Origin of the sequence: Bradyrhizobium sp. WU425, assembly GCF_021052305.1 — a bacterium.
GTDB classification, from domain to species: domain Bacteria; phylum Pseudomonadota; class Alphaproteobacteria; order Rhizobiales; family Xanthobacteraceae; genus Bradyrhizobium; species Bradyrhizobium canariense_D.
In genome coordinates, this window is record NZ_CP088089.1 from 4,962,328 (window position 1) to 4,981,967 (window position 19,640).

Consider the following 19,640-nt stretch of genomic DNA (forward strand, 5'->3'; position numbering starts at 1 on the left):
CACGACGTTACAGCGAGACCCTCGGTTCACGTCAACGCGGTCTTGCCATGCCCATCCAATCCAGACTTGTCGCGCTTGCCGCCGCTGTCCTGTTGTCGGCGGGTGCCGCGCATGCCCAGCAAGGCGCCAAGAAGAATGCAGCTCCGTCTGCCCCGGCGGCACAGCCCGCACCGGCTCCGACGCAGCCGCAGGCTGACGGCGCTGCGGCGCAGCAGCCCGGCTGGGTCGTGCGCTGCACCAGCGTCAGCCGCGACGCACCGCTCGAATGCGCGATGGAGCAGAACGCGGTGCTGACCAAGACCGGCCAGACCATCGTTCTGATCAACATCCGCATCGCGCCCGACACCCGCACACCGGTGGCGCTGCTGCAATTGCCGCTTGGCCTCAACCTTCCCATCGGCGCCAAGCTCCAGGTTGACGAGGGCAAGACGGTCGATCTCCAGATCCAGACCTGCGAGAACCGCGGCTGCTACGCCTCCACGCCGATCGCGCCGGACCTGCTTGCGACCTTGCGGTCGGGCAAGCAGCTCAAGGTCTCCTTCCAGAACATGGCCAAGGAAACGATCGCGATCCCGATGCCGCTCGGCGATTTCGCGGCGGCCTACGACAAGATCAAGTAGCGACGCCTCGCCGTTACTGTTGCATATCCATTTTGCAGCCTAACGCCGCCGATACCGGGCGCCTCCAGGCGGAAAATCGGTCAGTCCACGCCCAGATAAGCCTTCTGCACCTGCGGATCCTCCGCGAGCGCCGCCGCCGTGCCCGACAGCACGCTCTTGCCGACCTGGAGCACCGTGGCGAAATCCGAGACCTCCAGTGCGAGCTCGATCGACTGCTCGGCGAGCAGAATGGTCAGGCCCTCGCGATGCAGGCGGCCGAAGGTCTCGTACATGGACTCGACCACCGCCGGCGCGAGACCGAGCGAAGGTTCATCCAGCATCAACAGCTTCGGGTCGCTCATCAGCGCGCGCCCGACCGCGAGCATCTGCCGTTCGCCACCGGACATGGTGCCCGCACGCTGGTTGCGGCGCTCCTTCAGGCGCGGAAAGATCTCGTAGACACGTTCGAGCAGCGTGGCCTGGCGCGACTTGTCGCGCAGCGGCGTTGCGCCAAGCATCAAATTGTTCTCGACGCTCTGCTGCACGAACAGCCGCCAGCCTTCTGGCGACAGCGCCAGCCCCTTGCGCACGATCGCAAAGGCTCTCTCGCCGGCGATATCCTCGCCGCGAAAGCGGATCGATCCGGAATGCACGGGAATGAGGCCGGCGATCGCGTTCAGCGTCGTGGTCTTGCCGCCGCCATTGGAGCCGAGTAGCGCCACGACGCTGCCTTCAGGAACCTCCAGCGAGACGTCGGACACGCCGATGAGATCGCCGTAGCGCACCTCGAGGTGCTCGATCCGCAGCAACGGCCCGCTCATAGGTCCGGCCCGCCCATCAGTTCGACCGGCGTGTGGCCGGCCGCTGCCTTGGCTGCACGCTTGCCGAGATAGGCCTCGATCACCGCCGGGTTGGATGTGACCTCGCGCGGCGATCCGCGGGCGATCTCCTTGCCCTGGTGGAACACCATCACGCGGCTGGCGAGTGACATGATCACTTCCATGATGTGCTCGACGATCACGAGGGTGATGCCGGAACGATGGATGTCGCGCACGAGGTCGATGGCGAGCCTCACCTCATGGGCGTTGAGGCCGGCCATGGCTTCGTCGAGCAGAAGCACCTTCGGTTCGGTTGCCAGCGCCCGCGCGATCTCCAGCCGCTTGCGACCGGGGGTGCCGAGCGAGCGCGCCGGCGCATCCGCAAGCCTGATCATGCCGACGCGCTCGAGCACCGCGCGCGCCCTGGTCTCGGCGTCCTTGCGATGCGAGGTGCGCAGGAATGCGCCGATCATGACGTTCTCCAGCACCGTCATGCCCTCAAATGTCTGCGGCACCTGGAAGGTACGAGCGAGCCCAAGCCCGGCGCGCAGCTCCGGCGCGAAGTCGGTGATGTCACGGCCCTCGAACAGGACGCAGCCCGAAGTGGTCTTGAGATCGCCAGTCAGGCAATTGAAGAAGGTGGACTTGCCCGCGCCATTCGGGCCGATCAGGCCGAGGATGTCGCCTTGCTCCAAGGTCACGGAGGCATCGTCCACCGCCTTGAAGCTTCCGAACGCCTTCGTAATTTCGCGTGCCTCAAGGAGCATGGCCAGCTCCCGTGTCCTTCGTCGGCTTGCTGCGCCGAGTGAACAGGCTGAGCAGACCGCCGGGCTGGAAGCGCGCGATCACCACGATGATCGCGCCATAGAGCACGAAGGTGAGCCCGGCGCCCTTGCCGCCGAGCCAGCTGTTCGAGATCTCCTCCAGCGGCACCAGGATCGCGGCACCGACCAGGGGCCCGAACAACAGCCCTGCCCCGCCCAGCGCCGCCATGATCAGGATTTTCACCGAAATCAGGATCCCGAACCCGGACTCGGGGTCGACGAAGCCGAACATCATGGCATAGAGCGCGCCGGCGACGCTCGTCAGCGCCGCACTCAGCATGTAGGCGTAGAGCTTGGTGCGACTGGCGGGTGCGCCGAGCGAGCGCGCCGCGCGCTCGGAGTCCTTGATCGCGCGCAGGTAAAATCCCATGCGGCTGTTGGTCATCCACCAGGTGATCAACAGCGTGATCACGAGGATTGCGAGGAAGAGATAGTAATACGGCAGCGACGACAGGAACGAGAGATCGAAGATGTTGCGCGGCACGGTCGGCCCTGAGAGCCCGACGGCCGCACCGAGCCAGTCGGTGTTGGTCACGATCAGCCGCATCGTCTCGGCGACCGCGATGGTCGCCATACTGAAATAATGGCCCGACAGACGCAGCGTCGGCACGCCGATGATCGCGGCCAAGCCCACGGCGAGCACGATCCCGCCGGGGATGCCGAACAGGGGCGACAGGCCGAACTTTGCGTAGGATCCCATCGCGGCATAAGCACCGCAGCCGAAAAAGACGACGTGGCCGACCGAGACCTGGCCGGCATAGCCGCCGACGATATTCCACGCGGACGCTGCAATCGCATAAAGCAGCACCAGCGCGCCCAGACGCTGCTGGAACGGCGAGGACAGCAGCAGCGGATAGCAGATCGCGAACGCTGCGACGACCGAGAGCCAGATCAAGCGCCGCATCACAGCCTTCCCATCAGGTCTTGCCCATCAGGCCTTGCGGCCGGAACCAGAGGAAGAGCAGGAACAGGACATAGACGACGATGTCCTTGTAGATCGCGCCGATCAGATAGCCCGACAGCGATTCGATCATGCCGATCAGCAGGCCTGCGACAAGGGCGCCCGGCACACTGCCAAAACCGCCGAGCGACACCGTGACGAAGGCGACGATGCCAAGCGTCTCGCCGACGGTCGGCACGATGTAGAAGAAGTTCGCAATCAGCGCGCCGGCAAGCCCGGTGGCACCGGCCGCAATCGCCCAGGCGATCGCCTGCATGGTATCGGGACGGATGCCCATGAGCTGGGCCGCTGTTTGATCCTCCGCCACCGCCAGCATTTTCGAGCCGAGCGAGGTCCGCGTGAGCAGCAGATGCAGCCCGAGCGTGACCAGCAGCGCGACCACGCCGGCAAGCAGCCGCGAGGCCTCGATGCGCAGGCCCGCGAACGCATAAGTGCCGCCCACGATGTCCGGAGGCATCGACAGGAAGTTGGCCCCGAACCACCAGAACACGGAATAACGCAGCAATAGCGCAAGCCCGAAAGTGCCGAGGATCTGCGCCAGCATCGGTCCCTTCATGATATCGCGGATCAGGGCGAAATAGACGACGACGCCGACGGTCGCGAGCACCAGGGTTGCCAGCGGCGCGCCGAGGATCGGCCCTCCTCCCAACAGCGTGTAGACGACATAGGCGACGTACATGCCGAGCATGACGAAATCGCCATGCGCGAAATTGACGATGTTCATCATGCCCCACACCAGCGTGAGGCCTGAGGAAAACAGGGCATAGACAGCGCCAAGCAGAAGTCCGCCGACGATCACCTGCACGAGTACAAAGGACATGAGCCAGCGTTGCTCTGATCAAATCATTTCGGAAATGGCGGGGCGCGCAGCCCCGCCTTCAATCTCACCAGCCCTTGTAGGGCAGCACCGGCGCCTTCGCGGCGTTGGCCTTCGGCCATACCGCGGTGTAGTTCTCGCCATCCTGGAGCTGGATGATGAGCCCGGAGGCGAGGATATTCTGGCCCTTGTCGTCAAACTTCACGCCCTTGTAACCCATCATCAATTGCTCGGGCTTCAGATCGGTCGTCTTCAACGCGGCCTGGATCTTTGCCGGGTCGGTCGAGCCGGCGCGGTCGATCGCGTCGGCCAGCACGAAGAAGCCCTGCATCTGACGGCCGACGGTGTCGTCCATCTCCTCGCCGCTCTTCTTCTTGTACATGTCGGCGATGATGGCCGATGGTGAGCCGGCCGGCCCCACCGACCATGACGAACGGTTGAAGACGCCTTGCGATATCTTGCCGACCGCCTTGATGAAGGAGGGATCGGAATAGCCGGCGTCATCGGCCAAAAGCACCGCCGGCTTGTAGTCGAGCGACTGCATGGTCTTGGCGAACAGGATTGCATCCGACGTGTAGCTGATCATGATGATCACGTCGGGCTTCTTCTCCTTGAGCTGGAGCACTTGGCCCTGAACATCGGTCGCATTGACGGGATAGGCGACGTCAACTGCGATGGCTTGGCCCTTCTCCTTGAAGGCGGCGCTGATCGTGTTGGCGACCGAGGTGCCGTATTCGGTGTTGTCGTGAACCAGCGCGATTGCATCGGTCTTGGCGCCCTGCGCCTTGATGTCGGCGAGGAAATCGACATAGGCCTTGGCGAAGTCGGTGGCGATCGGCGTGGTGCGGAAGAACCATTTGAAGCCGCGCTCGGTGAGATTGGCGGCGACCGACTCGGAGTTTAGAAAGGGAATGCCGTATTTTTCGGCGATGGCGCTCGAGGTCAGCGTGACGCCGGACTGATACGAGCCGAACACGGCGGCTACCTTGTCTTCCGTGATCAGGCGCAGCGCCTGGTTCTGGCCTGTCGCCGGGTTGCCCTGGTTGTCGGCGAACACGATCTCGATCTTGGCGCCGCCGAGGCCCGCAAGGCCTGCGTTCTTGGCCAGCGGCAGAGTGCCGAGCTCGGGATGAGCGTTGTTGATGATGTCCATTGCGACCTCGAGCGCCGCCTTGGCGTGCGCCCCGATCGAGGCGGTGCCGCCGGACATCGGCAGGATCGCGCCGATCTTGACGACCTTGTCCTGGGCCTGCGCGGCTGAAGCGAGCGCAAGGGACATCGCGGCCGCGCAAAGCAGCCCGGTGACGTGCTTCAATCTCATGAAATCAAACCTCCCAAGGGTTTCCCCAACCAGTTTTTTTGGAAGCTCGGCTAAGCGCCCGCTTCCGGTTGTTTATGCCTGGCGATGAGAGGATGGCATGCTGGCCCCGTACCGGCAAGTAAAACGGCTTGCCACGACGCTGCATGGACAAGCACCGACGTGTGGGCCGGGTCAGCGTCCTTACCCCATCACGTCGCTCGCCCGCAGCAGCGTCGTGAAGCCGCCGTAGATCATGCGCTTGCCGTCGAACGGCATACCATCCAACTTCAGCCGCGGGTCCGCCATCACCTTCTTGTTGACGGTGTCGCGAGTCTCCCGGTCGCGATAGACGATCCAGGCGAACACCACGATCTCGTCTTCCTTCGCCATCACCGCGCGCGGAAACGAAGTCAGCTCGCCGTAGGGCACGTCGTCGCCGATGCATTCGACATAATCGAGCGCACCGTGCTCCATCCAGATCGCGCAGGCCGTTTTCGCCAGCGCCTTGTAAGCCTCGATGTTGTCCTTCGGCACGGCCAGCACGAAACCATCGACATAGGGCATCACGGATCTCCTTGGGTTGTGTGTCCGAAGGACGATGCGGTGCGTGACGATCCGACCAGGAACCGTGATTTTCGGATGAGGCAAACGGTCGCGCGCCGCCGCGGCGCTCCGCCGGAGCCCACGATGCCACGGCCCGCACGTCCCATGTGGACCGCAAAACATCCCTGCGTCGCAGCGCTTGCCAGCCCACAGCCGAGCGGGTAGAAACCCTCCACGCCTGAGCCGTGATTTGCGCGATAAGTGCCATAGGCCACAGCCGGACAAATCAACAAGTCATTGAATTTGTTCGGCTATTCCGTTGGGGAATGGTGTAACGGTAGCACAACAGACTCTGACTCTGTTTGTCTAGGTTCGAATCCTAGTTCCCCAGCCACCGCAGGTTAAGCAGCTCACAATCAGACAGTCAGAGGTTGCGCTCTCTTTGAGCGGTGCCGCTAAATCACGACGCGATCGAAGTCGGCGGCGATCCGCGTGTTTGGAAAAATCGTTGTCGCTTCGGCCAGAATCTCTTCGTCGCGATAACGCCCCGACATGTGATTCAGCACGAGTTGCCTGACGTTGTTCGCGGCGGCAAATGAAGCCGCCTCGCGCGCGGTGAGATGACCATAGTCCCGGGCGGTCGCGGCGTCGCGATCGAGGAAGGTCGCCTCGATCACCAGCAGATCGGCGTCGGCGACATGCCTGGACAGCCCGTCAGTGGTTTCGGTGTCGCCGATGACCACAAGCTTCCTGCCGCCGCTCGGCGGCCCCATGACGTCTTCGGGATAGATCGTGCGGCCGGCGATCACGACTGGTCGTGCCGCGGCCAGTTCTCCGCGCAGCGGCCCATCGGGAACACCGAGCTCGGCGAGGCGCTCCCGCTCAAGATGGCGGCGTGCCGGACTCTGGAAGCAAAAACCAAAGCTGTCGGTGTCGCGGTGACGGACCGGAAAGCAATCGATGGTGAAGTCGCCGGCGTCGATAACCTGTCCTTCGGTCAGCGGTGCGAACTCCACCGGGATCGGCGCCCTGCCCGCGCCCCACAGGCCGGCAAGCATGCGGATGACGATGTCGAGCGTGCCCTGGCCTCCATAGACGGTCATCGCGTCCGATTGCTGACGCAACCCCAGCGTCGAGAAGAGACCGGGGATACCGAGCACGTGATCGAGATGGGCATGCGTCAGCAGAATGCGGTCAAGCCGTCGAAAGCCCGCGCCGCTGCGCAGCAACTGGCGCTGCGTGCCCTCGCCGCAATCGATGAGGACGCGCTTGCCCGTGGCCTCCACCAGGAGAGCCGGATGGTTGCGCTCCGCCGACGGAACGCTGGCGGAGGTCCCAAGGAATGTCAGGGCGAACATGGTCGTCAGTATCCAGGCTTCGCCGCCCCCAATGCCACGTGAGCAGCAGCCCGTACAGAGCCCTCGATCGCGCATAGACCGCGGCAAGCAGTGGGTATCCCGCGATCTGATGGCCAGGCGCCGCCTCCGGCCCCCGACCCGCGGACAGATCTGGTTCCCGTTGCGTGGCCTCCTCATACCATCCGCCAAATTGCATGCTCGATACTCGGATCGATTTGCAGCCGAGCGACATCGACGCGGCGATGCAAGACAATGGAGATCGTGATGCCGCCCGGATTGACCGCCACTGACTGGGACTACGGCTCGATCAGCACATTGCTGAGCGCCCTGCACGCGCGCAAGCTTTCTGCGTCCGAGTTGATCGAGCATACGATCGCGCGCATCGAGGCGCTGGACGGGCAGATCAATGCCGTCATCGTTCGCGATTTCGATCGCGCACGAGACGCCGCGCGCGCCGCCGATACCGCACTTGGTCGCGGCGAGCGGCAGCCATTGCTCGGCATCCCCGTGACGTTGAAAGAACCGTTCAACGTCGCTGGCCTGCCGACGACGTGGGGCTTTCCGCATTTCAAAGATTTCCAACCCGCGGAGGACGCCCTTGTCGTCTCGCGGTTGAAGGCGGCGGGTGCTGTCATCATCGGCAAGACCAATATCCCGATCGGCCTCAGAGATTTCCAGAGCTACAATGACATCTACGGTACGACGAACAATCCGTGGGATCTCGGCCGATCGCCCGGCGGCTCTTCAGGCGGATCAGGAGCGGCGCTGGCTGCGGGATTCGGACCGCTGTCGATCGGCTCGGATATTGGCGGCTCGATCCGGGTGCCCGCGCATTTCTGCGGTGTGTTCGGACACAAGCCGAGCCTCGGCCTGGTCCCGCTGCGCGGATACAACCTTCCGCCGGCACCGCCCGTTGCCGGCCAGGGTGATCTCGCCGTCGTCGGGCCGATGACGCGCACCGCCTCGGACCTCGCGCTCGCCCTCGACGTGATCGCCGGCCCCGACGAGACGCGCGACGGGATCGGCTATCGTCTTGCGTTGCCGGCCTCACGACACGACCAGTTCAGGGGTTTCAGGATTCTCGTGATCGATACGCATCCGTTGATGCCGACAGGCGATGCCGTGCGTTCCGCCATCGGGCGGTTGTCGGAACGGCTCGAACGATCAGGCGCACGCGTCGCGCGCTCGAGTGCGTCTCTGCCCGATCTCGCCGAATCCGCCCGCCTTTACATGAAGCTGTTGAACGCAGCGCGAAGTCCACGCCTGACACCGGCCGCCCTCGCAGAGGCGCAAGGAGTTGCCGCAGAACTCTCGCCCGACGACCGCAGCCTGCAGGCCGAGCGCGCGCGCGGCTGGGCGATGGTCCATCGCGAATGGCTGGCGACCGACGCGGCGCGCCTGCGGCTGCAACAACGATGGCAGGAGCTGTTCCGCGAGTTCGACGCAGTAATCTACCCGGCCGCCGCCGTACCGGCGTTTCCACAGGACCAGTCCGAGCCGTTCGACGCGCGGCAACTCGATATCGATGGACAGCTCTATCCCTATGCCGATGCGTGCTTCATCTGGGCAGACCCCGCTTCGACCTGCGGACTGCCTGCAACGGCCGTTCCGATCGAGCGCACGCCATCGGGGCTGCCGATCGGCGTCCAGATCATCGGGCCTTATCTCGAGGACCGCACACCGATTGCGCTCGCCGGACTGATCGAACGCGCGTTCGGCGGCTTCGTCCCGCCGCCGTCGCTGCCTGCCACGCAATCGATGAGATGATAGAGACGACAACGCTCGTCATGTTCTTGCAGTCGACTGCGCCTCGACCGCCTGCACCGCCACGCTCGCGACCTGCTGCAATGCCTCGCGGTCGGAGCCTGAGGACGCCATCACGCCCATGCCGACGGAGACGGCCGAAACGTAGCGCGCGAGTGCCGCGGGATCTGAGGTCGGTTTGAGATCGCCTTCGGCCTTGGCGCGAACAAAACGATCGCGAAGCTGGTCCTCGTTCTGGGCGCGCCGAGCGGCGAGTTCGAAGGGGACGCTTTCTGATCCGGTGCCGCATGCAATGCCGCCCTGCACGAGCAGGCAACCGGGCGGGTTGGCGGGATCGGTCTGCTTGTCGGCGATGCCCATCAGCATCCGTTCGGCGACGTCGCGGGCAGTCGGCGCTGCCACGACCTCGTCCATCCAGACGTTGCGCAGTTTTGTATAGCGGTCGAGCGCGGCTTTCAGCAGCCCTTCCTTGTTGCCGAAACAGGCATAGAGGCTGGGCGGATTGATCCCCATGGCTTCGGTCAACTGAGCGATCGTGGCACCCTCATAGCCATGGCGCCAAAACACTTCCATCGCCTGGTCCAACGCCGTTTCGGCGTCGAATTCGCGGGGGCGTCCCATGCCCATTTGCCTCTTCTCCTCGAAATCGGCGTCGTCCCTGACCCTAACGCCGGATCCTATCTCTTTGTTCTCGCTATATTTTCTCTTCCACTTGCCAATTCTTGCGGTAAACCGCTACAATTTTCTTAGCGAATGGTACATAAGTATCTTGCGCTGCGGTATCCAGCTCCACATCTGTAGTGAACACTACATATCTGGAGCGCAAATGCCCCCCTCCCAAAATACCTCTCGCCCCGGCCATGTCCGCCGCCTTCTGGGCGGCGTCGCCATCGTGGGCGCTCTCGCCGTAGCCGGCTCGATCGCGACCGGCCATTACTTTCGTGCCGCGCAGGCGACCGCGACCGCCGCGGCCGAGCAAGCCGTCCCTGTCACGGTCGCGCTGATCGAACCAAAGCAGACCGTGCTGTGGGACGATTTCTCCGGTCGGCTCGAGGCCATTCAACGCGTCGAGCTTCGCCCGCGCGTGGCCGGCGCGATCCTGTCGGCCAACTTCATCGAAGGCGCGCTGGTGAAGGCTGGTGACATCCTGTTCAAGATCGACGCGGCGCCCTACGCAGCCGAGGTCGACAAGGCCGCGGCCCAGCTCGAAGCTGCGAAAGCGCGCGTCGTGTTCACGCAGAATGAACTTGAGCGCGGCGCGCAGCTGGTCGGCAACGCCGTGGTGACGCGGCGCGACTACGACCAGCGCGACAACGCCAACCGCGAGGCCATCGCCAACGTGAAGGCAGCCGAGGCGACGCTCCAGACCGCAAAGCTTAATCTCGACTACACCGAGGTACGTGCACCCGTGGACGGCCGCGTCGGCAAGATCGAAATCACCGTCGGCAATCTCGTCGCCGCCGGCACCGCCTCCCCCGTGCTGACCTCGCTGGTCTCGGTCAATCCGATCTACGCGTCGTTCGATGCGGATGAGGAGGTGGTGCTGCGGGCGCTGAACTCGATCGCAGATGTCTCCGGCAAGCGCGGCAATTTGGACCAGATCCCGGTGGAGATGACGACCTCAGGCGGCCTCTCGGCCAAGGGCCACATCCAGCTCATCGACAACCAGGTCAACGGCCAGAGCGGCACCATCCGTGTCCGCGCGGTGTTCAGAAACGAGGACGGGCGTCTCATCCCCGGCCAGTTCGCCCGCGTGCGCATGGGCCAGCCCAAGCAGCAATCGCTGGTCATGATCGACGAGCGCGCGATCGGTACCGACCAGGACAAGAAGTTCGTGATGGCGGTCGGCGACGACAGCCGCGCGGTCTACCGGCCGATCACCCTCGGCGGCTCGGTCGACGGGTTGCGTATCGTGACGACGGGACTGAAGACCGGCGATCGCATTATCGTCAACGGCCTCCAGCGCGTGCGTCCCGGCGCCCTGCTCAAGACGGAGATCGCGTCGATGGGCGCGCGCGGGCCGCAGCAGGCCTCCAACCACAGCAAACAGGACGTGGTGCAACGCTAGCATTCTCCGCTTCCGGAGCGCGCGGGCAGCGCGAGCCGGAATGTCGAATTTGTTGAACTACCAAGACATCACTTCTGGATTTCCGGATTTGCGGGCTTTTCCCGCGCCCGGGAATGGCGGGAGGGTCGTCTCTCGCGCAGGGGCAAAGCCATGAATCTCTCGAAGTTCTTCATCGATCGTCCGATTTTCGCCGGTGTGCTCTCGGTCCTGATCTTCCTCGCCGGCCTGATCTCGCTGTTCGCGATGCCGATCTCGGAATATCCCGATGTCGTGCCGCCCTCCGTCCTCGTGCGCGCGACCTATCCCGGGGCCAATCCCAAGGTGATCGCCGAGACGGTGGCGACTCCCATCGAAGAGCAGATCAACGGCGTCGAAGGCATGCTGTACATGTCAAGCCAGGCGACCACCGATGGCGCGATGACGCTGACGGTGACATTCCGGCTCGGCACCGATCCTGACAAGGCGACGCAGCTGGTGCAGAACCGTGTGCAGCAGGCCGAGCCGCGCCTGCCCGCCGTGGTGCGGCAGCTCGGCATCATCACCAAGAAGTCGTCGCCCGACCTCACCATGGTCGTGCATCTGTTGTCGCCCACCGGCCGCTACGACATGACGTATTTGCGCAATTACGCCGTGCTCAATGTCAAGGACCGTCTTGCACGGATCGACGGCGTCGGCGACGTCCAGCTCTATGGCGCCGGCGACTATTCGATGCGGGTCTGGGTCGATCCGCAGAAGGCTGCCGAACACGGGCTCACCGCAAGCGACATCGTCAAGGCGATCCAGGCGCAGAACGTCGAGGCCGCTGCCGGCGTGGTCGGCTCCTCCCCGAATGTCAAGGGCATCGACCTGCAGCTGTCCGTCAACGCGGAAGGGCGGCTTGCGAACGAAGAGCAATTCGGCGACATCGTGGTCAAGACCGGTACGCGTGGCGAAGTCGTGCGCTTGCGCGACGTCGCCCGCATCGAGCTCGGCGCGTCCGAATACGGCCTGCGCTCGCTACTCGACAACAAGCAGGCAGTGGCGATTCCGATCTTCCAGGCGCCCGGCTCCAACGCGCTGGAGATCTCCGATCATGTCCGTGCCACCATGGCCGAGATCAAGAAGAATATGCCGGAAGGCGTGTCCTACCAGATCGTTTACGATCCCACCCAGTTCGTGCGCTCCTCGATCGAGGCCGTCATTCACACGCTGCTGGAGGCGATCGCGCTGGTGGTGCTGGTGGTGATCCTGTTCCTGCAGACCTGGCGCGCCTCGATCATTCCGCTGCTGGCGGTGCCCGTGTCGATCGTCGGCACATTCGCGGTCATGCACGTGTTCGGCTTCTCGATCAACGCGCTCAGCCTGTTCGGGCTCGTGCTCGCAATCGGCATCGTCGTCGACGACGCCATCGTCGTAGTCGAGAACGTCGAACGCAACATCGAGGGAGGGCTGTCGCCGCGCGACGCCACCTACCAGGCGATGCGCGAAGTGTCGGGGCCGATCATCGCGATTGCGATGGTGCTGATCGCGGTGTTCGTGCCGCTCGCCTTCATCTCCGGCCTCACCGGGCAGTTCTACAAGCAGTTCGCGCTGACGATCGCGATCTCGACCGTGATCTCCGCCATCAATTCGCTGACGCTGTCGCCTGCGTTGTCGGCGCTGCTGCTCAAGGGACACAATGAGCCGAAGGACCGGCTGACGATCATCATGGAAAAGGGCCTTGGCTGGTTCTTCCGTGGCTTCAACAAGGTGTTCACACGCTCGTCGGAGAATTACAGCGGCACCGTCACCAAGGTGATATCAGGCAAGGCCGCAGTGATGGGACTGTATGTGGTGTTGATCGGCGTGACCGCGCTTCTGTTCCAGCAGGTGCCGAGCGGCTTCGTGCCGGGCCAGGACAAACAGTATCTGGTCGGCTTCTCGCGGCTGCCCGACGGCGCAGCGCTCGATCGCACTGAAGAGGTGATCCGCAAGATGAGCGACATCGCGCTGACCCAGCCAGGTGTCGAGAGTTCGGTCGCCTTTCCGGGCCTGTCGATCGCCGGCTTCACCAACTCCTCCAATGCCGGCATCGTGTTCTCCACGCTCAAGCCGTTCGACGAGCGCAAGGATCCTTCTCTCAGCGGCCCCGCGCTGGCGGCCGAGCTGAACAAGAAATATGCCGGCATCCAGGAAGCCTTCATCGCCATGTTCCCGCCGCCGCCGGTCAACGGCCTTGGCACCATCGGCGGCTTCAAGCTGCAGATCGAGGACCGTGCCGGTCTCGGTTATGAGGCGCTGAACGAGGCGACCAAGGCGTTCATGGCGGCGATGCAGAAGGCGCCGGAGATCGCCGGCGTGTTCTCGAGCTTCCAGGTCAACGTGCCCCAGCTGTTCGCCGACATCGATCGCACCAAGGCGCTCCAATTGGGCGTGCCCGTGACGGAGGTGTTCAACACGCTGCAGATTTACCTGGGCTCCTACTACGTCAACGACTTCAACAAGTTTGGCCGCACCTATTCGGTCCGGGTGCAGGCCGACGCGCCGTTCCGCGCCCGCGCCGACGACATCCGGCAGTTGAAGGTGCGCTCGTCCTCGGGCGACATGGTGCCGCTCTCGGCGCTCTTGAGCGTTCGCCAGAGCGCGGGACCCGAGCGGGCGATCCGCTACAACGGCTTCCTGTCCTCCGATATCAACGCGGCGGCTGCTCCCGGCTTCTCCTCCGGACAGGCGCAGGAGGTCGCGACGCGGATCGCGGCGGAGACGCTGCCGCCCGGCTTTGCCTTCGAATGGACCGACCTGACCTATCAGGAGTTCATCGCCGGCAATTCCGGACTGTGGGTGTTTCCGCTGGCGATCCTCCTGGTGTTCCTGGTGCTGGCCGCGCTCTATGAGAGCCTGACCTTGCCGCTCTCGATCATCATGATCGTGCCGATGGGTCTGCTGGCTGCTATGTTCGGTGTCTGGATCTCCAAGGGCGACAACAACGTCTTCACCCAGATCGGCTTGATCGTGCTGGTGGGACTCTCGGCCAAGAACGCGATCCTGATCGTCGAATTCGCGCGCGAGCTCGAATTCGCAGGCCGCACCCCGATCCGGGCCGCAATCGAGGCGAGCCGGCTGCGGTTGCGCCCGATCCTGATGACGTCGATGGCGTTCATCATGGGCGTGCTGCCGCTGGTGCTCTCGACCGGGGCCGGCTCGGAGATGCGGCGCGCCATGGGCGTCGCCGTGTTCTCCGGCATGATCGGCGTCACCGTATTCGGCCTGTTCCTGACGCCGGTGTTCTATGTGCTGCTGCGGACCGTCACTGGCATGAAGCCGCTGACGCATCACGGCAGCGACACCAGCGCGGCGCCGGTGCAACCCGTCGGGCACTAGATCAGGGAAATCCCCGACAGCAACAACAAAACGAGCACGGTCTTGCGAAAGACCGTCTCGTTGACCCTGTGGAACGCGATCACGCCCAGCGCGGAGCCTGCGAACAGCGCCGGCAGGCTAACCGCGAGATCGACGAAGACCTTTGACGACAGATCCTGATGTCCGAACAGCAGCGCGATCGCGAACAGCTGCATCGCGGCGATGAACGGCTGCACCAGGCCGCGCTGCTCGCTCTTGGGCATGCCGCGCATGTCGCACCAGATCGTCGGGATCGCGCCCGGCATCGCGGTCAGTCCGCCGACCAGTCCTCCACCGAACCCGATCAACGCGACCCAGTGCCGCCCGACCGCCTCGCCGGCCGTCACCAGCGTCGGCCGCAGCAGCATGTAGGCCGCATAGAGCGCAACGATAATGCCGAAGCCGCGCCGGAGCAGATGCGTATCGGTGCTCTGGAGCAGCGACACCGCGATGGGAACGCCGATCAAGCCGCCGACGATCAGCAGCAGACTGCCTTCCCAGCGGATATTGCGCCGAAGCGACCACAGATTGGTGGCCTGCACGCCGATGCTGCACGCCATCATCAGCGGTACGGCTTCGAGCGGCTGAAACACCCGGAGCAGGATGGCGCCCGCTACCGCGGAAAAGGCAAATCCCGAGAGTCCGGAGACAAAGGCGCCGGCGAACACGGCAACGCTGAGCAGCATCAGAGTCGTGACATCAGGCACAATTTGCCCTCCGATCAATCGTAGGGAATTTGCGAGACGGGGACATCGGTGCTCTCGGTGCAAACGGTCGGCACGAGTGGAACCGACGGCTGCGCGTAAGCATGAGATCGCTCCAGCATCGCGAGGCCGACCAGTTCGAGAGCGACGAGCGCTGCCGTCAGCGCGATTGCGACGATGCTGGCGTTACGCACGTTCGAATTTGGGGTGGTCGCTCGTGCGCTCGCGCGGATCAACTCCGTTGGCATTTTCAAAGATATCCTCTTCACGGGAAACGGGAATAATTTCATTCAAACACGGCGCTTCGTGCGGCTGGTCCAGCAGGTGGCGATAGCGCCGCAACACGCGCTCCGCGTCGATTTCCCGCTGCGCGCGGAGTACCGCGCCCATGCGGGCGACGATATCGCGGAATCTTCCTGTCAGAACTGGTGACGCCGTCCGCATGACAATCTCCTCTCAACCTGCACGAGAGATTGACGGAATTCGTTTCCGCTCGCAGTGAGTTGCTTCACAACAATATCTGGTAGGTCGAACAACAGATCGTGTGACGTCTAGTAGAAGACAACGCGGAAAATCGCGTCATTCGATCGAACGACGTGCGATAACTTTCTAATGATGCTTGTGATTGAACCTATTGCGAGCTACGGCGACTCGCCTGCGTTTTTGAACGCGTCTCAGTGCACGAGCGGATTGGAAAATCCAGCTGCGAGCTTGACGAGATCGGCCTGACGAGAAACGCCGGTCTTGGCGAACACGCGATGCAGATGCGTCTTCACCGTCGTCTCGGCGATACCGAGCGCAACCGCCGTCTCCGGCACGCCGCCGACATCGACGATTGACTGCAAGACCCTCAGTTCGGCAGGCGTGAGCTCGAAGGTGCGGTCAATGAGCCCGGCACACGAGCGGCCGTCGAGTTCCGCTTTCCAGATGAACAGGGCTCCCACTGCCGAACTGCGCTCGGCCACCCCGTCGCGCAGCAATGATGGCAGCGCGATGATTTGCGCGACGTAGTAGGAACCGTCATGCGACATCAACGGAATTTTCCGTCCCGAAGATGCCGCCAACGCGACCTCGCTGGTGTCACGGAAAATATCGCGCAAGGCTGAATTAGCAGCGGAAGATCTTGCCACCAACCTGCCCGAGACAGACCGCAGGACATCGTCGACGTCTAGGATCATCGCCGCGGCCGGATTGCTGTGGATGATATGACAGGTCGAATCGAGCAGGATGACACCGGCATTCAGTCGGTCCACGACGTCGGCAAGCGCGACCGCGCGCTGCTGCTTCCGCTCGATCGCCCGGTTGATCAACAGCGCCCGGCTCGCATGCGGAGCCAGGAACTGCATTCGCGCCCGCTGTTCCGCGCCGAGCATCTCCCTGCCCGGGATCACGGTCATTAGCATCGGACACGGCGACTTCGACTGCTCCAGCACCACGTTGGCGACGTCGACGCAGCCCTGGGGGCGCAGCCATTCCTGGTAGAAGCGGCCGCGGCGGTATTCGTCGAAATCCACGAGATCAGGGATATTGCGCACCTCGCCATAGCGCGGAAGCCGAGCAAGCGGGTCGTATCGGGAGTAGGTCTCCGCATAGAGCTGAATGTAGTACGGATCGACCCCGCAATAATAATGCGTCGCGCCTGATTTGCTGACCGGGTCCTTCGAAATCAGACCACAGGCTTGGCTGCCAATGAAGGCATTGAGTTTGACAACGACCTCGCTCCACAACTCCGGGTGGAGACCCGCGTCATAGATAGTCTCGATCAACTCGGACGGTTTTGGAGGTCGGGGCATCGGAAGAGCCAATGGTGACACATGGAGATGGCGAAATGTTCTTCATGCCTGGCGGCTTCCGTGAGTCTTTCGCGGGAGCGAAAGGTTCAATCGTGAAGGCAAAATTCAACAGTCTAATTCACAAGCGGATTGGAGAATCCTGCCGCGAGCTTAACGAGATCGGCCTGACGCGAAACGCCCGTCTTGGCGAACACGCGATGCAGATGCGTCTTCGCCGTCGTTTCCGCGATACCAAGCGCGACCGCCGTCTCCGGGACGCCGCCAACCTCGACGATCGACAGGAACACGCGCAGCTCGGCCGGCGTAAGGTCGAATGTCCGCGCGATCAATTCGCCATAGGACTGTCCGCCGAGCGATACCTTACGCAGCAGCAGCGCACCGACGGCATCGACCACCCGCTCGCTGCCGTCCCGCAGGACGGACGACAGCGGCAGGATGTGCGCGACGTAGCGCTCGCCCGAAGGCGAAAGCAGCGAAAACGCGTGCCCCTTTGCGGCAAGCAGCGCAATTTCATGGCGGGTCGCGAACGCTTCCCACAGTGTCTGATTGGCCTCCGCACTGCTGGTCACCAATTGCCCGGCAACGGACCGAACCAGATCGTCGGCCGCAAGCAAGGCGTGCCCTGCGGAATTCGCGTGCACCACCCGGCAGAAGCCATCGAGCAGGAAGATGCCACAGGCCAAATTGTCCAGGACCTCCGCCAACGCCGTCGCCAGCGTCAGTTGCGAGGTCATGGCGCGGTTGATCAGCAACGCTCGGCTGGCGTGCGGCAAGATCAGCGAGAGGCGCTGCTTCATCACCGGATCCACCATCCGGCGGCCCGACAGCACCGTCATCATCACGGGGCAGCTCGCATTCGAATTCTCGAGCACGACGTTAGCCGCATCGCTGCAACCCTGCGGCCGCATCCATTCCTGGTAAAAGCGTCCTCGCCGATATTCATCGAAATTGACGAGATCCGGGATGCTGACGATCTGGCCATGCGGCGGCAGGACCGTCAGCGGATCGAACTTCGAATGCGTCTCGGAATAGAGCCGGATGTAGTGCGGGTCCGCCCCGCAATAATAGTGCGTGACGCCGAATTTGCTGATCGAGTCCTTGGAAAACAGCCCGCAGGCCTGGCCGCCGACGAAGTCGCGGATGCCGGTGACGACGTTATTCCACAGCGAGGGATCGAGCCCGGCATCGTAGATGGCCTCGACCAGGTCGGGCAGTTTCCGTGGTCCGTGCATGGCTATAAATGGCCTGGGTGATCAATATCACCAAGCATACCACAACCACAGCATGCGGCATCCTCCGATCGGATGAGGCGTCGGCCGGTAACGAGCGGATATTCGTTTCGGGTGCTACTGATGCAGAGTCGCGATACCGCACCGGGATGCTCACATCTCGTCCCAGCCGACCTTCTCCAGATTCTCCGACCAGACCGCGGCGCGATAGATCTCGCGCCCGTCGGCGTTTCTGACCCGGATGCAGGCATCGCGGTCGCGCAAATCGTCGCGCCAGACGAACAGGTGGCTTGCCATCTCGTTGGCCACCACGAATGTCGCTTCGGGGCATTCGAACACCATGCCGCCCGGATCGATCTTCACGATATTGCCGATCATAAGATCAAAGAAAAAACGGCGCATGCAACACTCCAACTGGGGGCGGCGCACGCCCGCCCCTGCCGTCTCCAAGCGGCATTTGACTTGAAACTCAGTCGTGCGCGGTCACGACATTTCGCCGCTCCTGACGTCACTGGGCGTGGCGCCATAAGTTCGACGGAAGCAGCGGTTAAAATAGGAGAGATCGCCGAAGCCGACATCGTAGGCGATCGAGCTGACCGTCCGCTCGGCGTATCCGGGTTCCCGCAACATGCGATGGGCGCGCTTGACGCGTTGTTCGATCACGAAGGACGAGAACGTCTTGCCGTCGGCCTCGAACAGGCGCTGGAGATAACGCGGCGTCACGCCGAGCTCCTGGGCGACTGTGGCCACCGACAGGTCCTGCCGCCAGCAATTGTTGGCGATGGAGACTTTGGCCTTCTGCAGCCGTGCCGCCTTCACGCCGCGCCGCCCGGCCAGCTCCCGGGGCTCGTTGGTGGCACCGAGAACGATTGCCAGAAGATCGTGCAGATGCCCGACCCCGAGCTGGCGCAAATTTGGCGTCGCGAACGCCTTCTCCCGCACCAGTGTCTCCGCATAGTTGACCAGCAATCGAAGTCCTGTCGAGCTCTCCGGCATGACACGCATTACGGCGTCATCGACATCCACGATCATCGGCGCCAGCACGCGTCTCGGCACGCGTAGGGAGAAGCAGCTACCCAGCGACAATCGCTCGAACGTCGTGACGTCCTCCGCGCTGGTCAGGACCGCCTCCCCTGCACGAAGGCTCAGATCGTGTCCCCGCTCGGATATTCCAAGTACGCCAGATCGATTCACGATCAGGGCCAGGCTGTCGTCGCCATCGGCAACCAGGTGTTTGGTGCGACTGACGCGCGCTCCGCACAATCCTCCGATCAGCAATTGGGCTTCCGGCAAGACGTGGGACGTGAAGCTCGCCGTAGCCGGCTTTCCTTCTCTCGCCTCGACCTCCGCCTTCAACACCCCGCGGCAGTAGAAATCGCGAAGCAGCGGGATACGCTCGTTTTCGGGAATTTCGTTCGTCGAAACATTAATAATGGAAAAATCAAACTGGCTCACTGCAATCCTCCAACCGACGAGCAGGTCCGGCCGTGCGCTGTCGTTTCCTC

19 protein-coding genes and 1 tRNA gene are annotated in these 19,640 nt (G+C 63.3%); 5 read left to right on the forward strand and 15 right to left on the reverse strand.

Translation table 11 applies throughout. From position 1 onward, the window contains the following. Window positions 1–47 precede the first annotated feature (47 nt). On the forward strand, window positions 48–620 hold the full coding sequence (locus BcanWU425_RS24215; protein ID WP_204510935.1) for an invasion associated locus B family protein: 573 nt from the start codon (window positions 48–50) through the stop codon (window positions 618–620). An 80-nt stretch (window positions 621–700) separates the two neighbouring features. On the opposite strand, the gene BcanWU425_RS24220 is transcribed toward BcanWU425_RS24215, so the two are convergent. The 6 genes from BcanWU425_RS24220 to BcanWU425_RS24245 all read right to left on the reverse strand — a co-directional run bounded on the left by BcanWU425_RS24220 (window position 701) and on the right by BcanWU425_RS24245 (window position 5,883). Next, window positions 701–1,420 carry an ABC transporter ATP-binding protein gene (locus tag BcanWU425_RS24220; RefSeq protein ID WP_085352790.1) on the reverse strand — a complete coding sequence of 240 codons (720 nt, stop codon included), beginning with the start codon at window positions 1,418–1,420 and terminating at the stop codon, window positions 701–703. Next, window positions 1,417–2,184, reverse strand: coding sequence for an ABC transporter ATP-binding protein (locus tag BcanWU425_RS24225; protein ID WP_018459263.1), 768 nt, complete (start codon window positions 2,182–2,184; stop codon window positions 1,417–1,419). Before BcanWU425_RS24225 ends, BcanWU425_RS24220 begins: the two co-directional genes overlap by 4 nt. Further along, entirely contained in the window at window positions 2,174–3,145 is a 972-nt protein-coding gene (locus BcanWU425_RS24230; RefSeq protein ID WP_204510934.1) for a branched-chain amino acid ABC transporter permease, read from the reverse strand. The genes BcanWU425_RS24225 and BcanWU425_RS24230 overlap by 11 nt, the downstream gene beginning before the upstream one ends. A gap of 13 nt (window positions 3,146–3,158) precedes the next feature. After that, window positions 3,159–4,022, reverse strand: coding sequence for a branched-chain amino acid ABC transporter permease (locus BcanWU425_RS24235; RefSeq protein WP_018459265.1), 864 nt, complete (start codon window positions 4,020–4,022; stop codon window positions 3,159–3,161). A 64-nt stretch (window positions 4,023–4,086) separates the two neighbouring features. Beyond that, window positions 4,087–5,340 carry an ABC transporter substrate-binding protein gene (locus BcanWU425_RS24240; protein WP_018459266.1) on the reverse strand — a complete coding sequence of 418 codons (1,254 nt, stop codon included), beginning with the start codon at window positions 5,338–5,340 and terminating at the stop codon, window positions 4,087–4,089. Window positions 5,341–5,520: 180 nt separating this feature from the next. Then, entirely contained in the window at window positions 5,521–5,883 is a 363-nt protein-coding gene (locus tag BcanWU425_RS24245; protein ID WP_085385621.1) for a DUF1428 domain-containing protein, read from the reverse strand. A 299-nt stretch (window positions 5,884–6,182) separates the two neighbouring features. Between BcanWU425_RS24245 and BcanWU425_RS24250 the strand changes: the two genes are divergently transcribed. Then, a tRNA-Gln gene (locus tag BcanWU425_RS24250) sits at window positions 6,183–6,256 on the forward strand. 61 nt (window positions 6,257–6,317) lie between these two features. On the opposite strand, the gene rnz is transcribed toward BcanWU425_RS24250, so the two are convergent. Next, a complete protein-coding gene (gene rnz, locus BcanWU425_RS24255; protein WP_204510933.1) occupies window positions 6,318–7,220 on the reverse strand; it encodes a ribonuclease Z in 903 nt (300 codons plus the stop codon). Between the two features lie 264 nt (window positions 7,221–7,484). On the opposite strand from rnz, the gene BcanWU425_RS24260 reads away from it, so the two are divergent. Continuing rightward, a complete protein-coding gene (locus tag BcanWU425_RS24260) occupies window positions 7,485–8,987 on the forward strand; it encodes an amidase (RefSeq protein ID WP_204510932.1) in 1,503 nt (500 codons plus the stop codon). An 18-nt stretch (window positions 8,988–9,005) separates the two neighbouring features. On the opposite strand, the gene BcanWU425_RS24265 is transcribed toward BcanWU425_RS24260, so the two are convergent. Next, window positions 9,006–9,611 (reverse strand): TetR/AcrR family transcriptional regulator, encoded by a 606-nt coding sequence (locus tag BcanWU425_RS24265; RefSeq protein WP_204510931.1) that lies wholly within the window; start codon window positions 9,609–9,611, stop codon window positions 9,006–9,008. A gap of 199 nt (window positions 9,612–9,810) precedes the next feature. Between BcanWU425_RS24265 and BcanWU425_RS24270 the strand changes: the two genes are divergently transcribed. Together BcanWU425_RS24270 and BcanWU425_RS24275 are read left to right on the forward strand one after the other, a co-directional pair. Further along, a complete protein-coding gene (locus BcanWU425_RS24270; protein WP_231188605.1) occupies window positions 9,811–11,052 on the forward strand; it encodes an efflux RND transporter periplasmic adaptor subunit in 1,242 nt (413 codons plus the stop codon). A gap of 150 nt (window positions 11,053–11,202) precedes the next feature. Then, window positions 11,203–14,391, forward strand: a complete 3,189-nt coding sequence (locus tag BcanWU425_RS24275) for an efflux RND transporter permease subunit (RefSeq protein ID WP_085352783.1) — start codon at window positions 11,203–11,205, stop codon at window positions 14,389–14,391. Here the strand turns inward: BcanWU425_RS24275 and BcanWU425_RS24280 are convergent. The 7 genes from BcanWU425_RS24280 to BcanWU425_RS24310 form a co-directional block, all read right to left on the reverse strand. Continuing rightward, window positions 14,388–15,116 (reverse strand): sulfite exporter TauE/SafE family protein, encoded by a 729-nt coding sequence (locus BcanWU425_RS24280; protein WP_085352782.1) that lies wholly within the window; start codon window positions 15,114–15,116, stop codon window positions 14,388–14,390. The genes BcanWU425_RS24275 and BcanWU425_RS24280 overlap by 4 nt on opposite strands. Before the next feature lie 14 nt (window positions 15,117–15,130). Beyond that, the gene (locus BcanWU425_RS24285; protein WP_231188607.1) at window positions 15,131–15,307 is read right to left on the reverse strand and encodes a hypothetical protein; all 177 of its coding nucleotides are present in this window, start codon (window positions 15,305–15,307) and stop codon (window positions 15,131–15,133) included. Continuing rightward, window positions 15,300–15,557, reverse strand: coding sequence for a hypothetical protein (locus tag BcanWU425_RS24290; protein WP_085352780.1), 258 nt, complete (start codon window positions 15,555–15,557; stop codon window positions 15,300–15,302). Before BcanWU425_RS24290 ends, BcanWU425_RS24285 begins: the two co-directional genes overlap by 8 nt. 230 nt (window positions 15,558–15,787) lie before the next feature. Continuing rightward, complete coding sequence (locus BcanWU425_RS24295; RefSeq protein WP_026233770.1) at window positions 15,788–16,906, reverse strand: helix-turn-helix transcriptional regulator; 1,119 nt, start codon at window positions 16,904–16,906, stop codon at window positions 15,788–15,790. 113 nt (window positions 16,907–17,019) lie between these two features. Further along, complete coding sequence (locus BcanWU425_RS24300) at window positions 17,020–18,138, reverse strand: helix-turn-helix transcriptional regulator (protein ID WP_018459277.1); 1,119 nt, start codon at window positions 18,136–18,138, stop codon at window positions 17,020–17,022. A gap of 150 nt (window positions 18,139–18,288) precedes the next feature. After that, window positions 18,289–18,537, reverse strand: a complete 249-nt coding sequence (locus BcanWU425_RS24305; RefSeq protein ID WP_204510928.1) for a DUF6894 family protein — start codon at window positions 18,535–18,537, stop codon at window positions 18,289–18,291. An 81-nt stretch (window positions 18,538–18,618) separates the two neighbouring features. Continuing rightward, entirely contained in the window at window positions 18,619–19,590 is a 972-nt protein-coding gene (locus BcanWU425_RS24310; RefSeq protein WP_018459279.1) for a helix-turn-helix transcriptional regulator, read from the reverse strand. Between the last annotated feature and the right edge of the window lie 50 nt (window positions 19,591–19,640).

Excerpts from the sequence above, each read along its gene's own strand:
- rnz (WP_204510933.1), bottom strand. The coding sequence starts at position 7,220 with ATGTTCGCCCTGACATTCCTTGGGACCTCCGCCAGCGTTCCGTCGGCG.
- BcanWU425_RS24270 (WP_231188605.1), top strand. The coding sequence starts at position 9,811 with ATGCCCCCCTCCCAAAATACCTCTCGCCCCGGCCATGTCCGCCGCCTT.
- BcanWU425_RS24290 (WP_085352780.1), bottom strand. The coding sequence starts at position 15,557 with ATGCGGACGGCGTCACCAGTTCTGACAGGAAGATTCCGCGATATCGTC.
- BcanWU425_RS24275 (WP_085352783.1), top strand. The coding sequence starts at position 11,203 with ATGAATCTCTCGAAGTTCTTCATCGATCGTCCGATTTTCGCCGGTGTG.
- BcanWU425_RS24230 (WP_204510934.1), bottom strand. The coding sequence starts at position 3,145 with ATGCGGCGCTTGATCTGGCTCTCGGTCGTCGCAGCGTTCGCGATCTGC.
- BcanWU425_RS24235 (WP_018459265.1), bottom strand. The coding sequence starts at position 4,022 with ATGTCCTTTGTACTCGTGCAGGTGATCGTCGGCGGACTTCTGCTTGGC.
- BcanWU425_RS24245 (WP_085385621.1), bottom strand. The coding sequence starts at position 5,883 with ATGCCCTATGTCGATGGTTTCGTGCTGGCCGTGCCGAAGGACAACATC.
- BcanWU425_RS24300 (WP_018459277.1), bottom strand. The coding sequence starts at position 18,138 with ATGCACGGACCACGGAAACTGCCCGACCTGGTCGAGGCCATCTACGAT.
- BcanWU425_RS24305 (WP_204510928.1), bottom strand. The coding sequence starts at position 18,537 with ATGCGCCGTTTTTTCTTTGATCTTATGATCGGCAATATCGTGAAGATC.
- BcanWU425_RS24215 (WP_204510935.1), top strand. The coding sequence starts at position 48 with ATGCCCATCCAATCCAGACTTGTCGCGCTTGCCGCCGCTGTCCTGTTG.
- BcanWU425_RS24220 (WP_085352790.1), bottom strand. The coding sequence starts at position 1,420 with ATGAGCGGGCCGTTGCTGCGGATCGAGCACCTCGAGGTGCGCTACGGC.
- BcanWU425_RS24265 (WP_204510931.1), bottom strand. The coding sequence starts at position 9,611 with ATGGGCATGGGACGCCCCCGCGAATTCGACGCCGAAACGGCGTTGGAC.
- BcanWU425_RS24240 (WP_018459266.1), bottom strand. The coding sequence starts at position 5,340 with ATGAGATTGAAGCACGTCACCGGGCTGCTTTGCGCGGCCGCGATGTCC.
- BcanWU425_RS24260 (WP_204510932.1), top strand. The coding sequence starts at position 7,485 with ATGCCGCCCGGATTGACCGCCACTGACTGGGACTACGGCTCGATCAGC.
- BcanWU425_RS24295 (WP_026233770.1), bottom strand. The coding sequence starts at position 16,906 with ATGCCCCGACCTCCAAAACCGTCCGAGTTGATCGAGACTATCTATGAC.
- BcanWU425_RS24225 (WP_018459263.1), bottom strand. The coding sequence starts at position 2,184 with ATGCTCCTTGAGGCACGCGAAATTACGAAGGCGTTCGGAAGCTTCAAG.